Consider the following 2,141-nt stretch of genomic DNA (forward strand, 5'->3'; position numbering starts at 1 on the left):
AATTTATTTATCCGCTCATTTTCGCTTGAAATTATTTCTGCCCATTCTAATAAATCCTTCACCGGTTGGGCTAGCCATTCAAATACATTCGCACGCGCCTCACTCATTGCAAGCCGATACACAAATAATCTTATTCCATGGCTGACTCCGGACTCACTGACTCTAATGCCGCACCTGCTAAAAAAATTAATGTCTCGTTTATTATCCGCGTGAAATCTTTTGCAGGGAGACTCAATAATGACTCTCTCGGCAACTTTAAGACTTTTGCTGCTACTGCTAATAAATAATTTCGGGAAAAGTCCGCTGCACCGTTTATTACAATTCCTGCACGACGCAAATTTTCTTCTGCGTCAATTAAATCTTGTCCGGTCAGATTCTCAAGTGCTAAATCAAATTCGTTGTAATTTACTCCGTTATGTGTGAAAGTCTTGCTAAGTGCTATTTTCATGTTTATATTACTCCCTTAGATAAATAATTTTACGCTTATTATAGCAAGTCATATATTTTATAATGCGCACATGAAGGAGGAATTTATCATGTTGATAATTAGCCGTGATTTCGACGCAAGATTTAACGAGACAAAAGCAGATTTAAAGAATTATGTTGACACAAAATTTTATGAGCTCGATACAAAATTTGACGCAAAATTTAACGCACTCGAAGCCCAGAATAACAGCATTATCATAGGATTTAGCATATTTGCTGTTGTCATAACTTTTGCAAGCATATTTATCCCTGGTCTAATGGCTTGGCTGTCTAATTATTTCACCAGGCACCACGAAAATAACACTATGACCCGTGATGAAATTATTGAACTCGTAAATAATCAGCTCTCCCGCTAATGAGAGAGCTAAATTATTATTGCCGCCTGCCCTGACGCATTAAAACCACCCTGTCCCGTTATCTCGAAATTTCCGGAATTATTTATGTCAGTCTTTAATGCAATTTCACTCACTGCACTTGCTGCACTACCTGAAAAACTTATATTCGCCGGCCATGATTTATATTTTCTTGCGCTCGCTCCTAGTGCTTGGCCAGTTAAAATATTCGCGCTCGTCCGATAAAGTGTGCAGGCATTCAAAATATAAGTGTTCTTCACCGGCTGAGTTAATATTACGCGTTGAATATTATTTTCAATCGAAATTGAATCAACCTGCACTAATTCTTGATTTATTCCATCAGTGAGCATATAAAAACTTCCCGGGATCATGCCGTCCAATGGTTCGCAGTCAATGCTGTCATCACCGGCTATTACGCTCGTTACCCTGCACGTGTATAAATCTAATTCGCTCGTGTCGTTAAAATCTTCGGCGATAAAATGCGAGTAATCAGGATATAAATTTTCGACTTCAAGTGAGACTAAAATTTGTGCTAATGCGTCCTCTAAAACTCTCACTCGTGCATTAATCGTGTCTGCGTCATAATTTCCCAAAATGGAGTCTTTCACGTCGCTCAAGTCAACCGGCCTGAAAATTTTTTCGCCATTTTCTGAATACGTCCAGAAACCTTTTATATTTCGTTTTTCGCCGAAAAGAGCATTTATTTTGCTGATTAACGCTGTATTTGTAACATATTGATTATTGCCCTGAATGACGGCTGTAACGTTTTGTGCCTGGTCAATGACTGTTACGAGACTCAATGTGTAATTTACAACGTCGGGGCCTCCGTCTGCTGGGATATAGCTCGACTCATTGCCGACATTGCGATATGCATACAAAATTTCTTGACCGGTTGCAGGATCTTTCGCGAACAATCCAAATTCACGCACCCAGAAACCTTGAGTCAAACCGCTGTTATTGACCTCGCAGACTATTTCAGCTGTGCCAATTGAGTCAGTCTTGTTAATATTCACGATGGGTAATTCTTTTTTGCGGGAAATTAAATTTGTGAGAGTAATAATGTTTTGATTCGTTAATACACCATCACCGACAAAAACCCGCGTAAATTTTAATTCTTTGCCGGTCAGAGCTTGTGCCAGTGCGTTGCGTCCTGCATTAGTTATGCGCATTCCTTCAGACATGTTTTATTATCACCTAATTTGAATAATTTTACGCATATTATAGCAATAAACTTTTTGCCAAAACGAGACTCTAAATTCAATCCGGGCGGGTGGGTGGGAACTGCTAATTACAACGCGACTC

General features: G+C 39.3%; 3 protein-coding genes. 1 reads left to right on the top strand and 2 read right to left on the bottom strand.

What is annotated here, in order from left to right:
* Positions 1-130: 130 nt before the first annotated feature.
* Complete coding sequence (locus IJT21_08580) at positions 131-448, bottom strand: phage tail assembly protein (GenBank protein ID MBQ7578305.1); 318 nt, start codon at positions 446-448, stop codon at positions 131-133.
* An 88-nt stretch (positions 449-536) separates the two neighbouring features.
* Here IJT21_08580 and IJT21_08585 point away from each other — a divergent pair, with 88 nt between their 5' ends.
* Positions 537-842, top strand: a complete 306-nt coding sequence (locus IJT21_08585) for a hypothetical protein (protein ID MBQ7578306.1) — start codon at positions 537-539, stop codon at positions 840-842.
* 8 nt (positions 843-850) lie between these two features.
* Here the strand turns inward: IJT21_08585 and IJT21_08590 are convergent, their stop codons facing one another.
* Positions 851-2,020: a phage tail protein gene (locus IJT21_08590; protein ID MBQ7578307.1), complete on the bottom strand. Its 1,170-nt coding sequence runs from the start codon at positions 2,018-2,020 to the stop codon at positions 851-853.
* Positions 2,021-2,141 lie beyond the last annotated feature (121 nt).

Source organism: Synergistaceae bacterium (assembly GCA_017443945.1).
Lineage (GTDB): Bacteria > Synergistota > Synergistia > Synergistales > Aminobacteriaceae > JAFUXM01.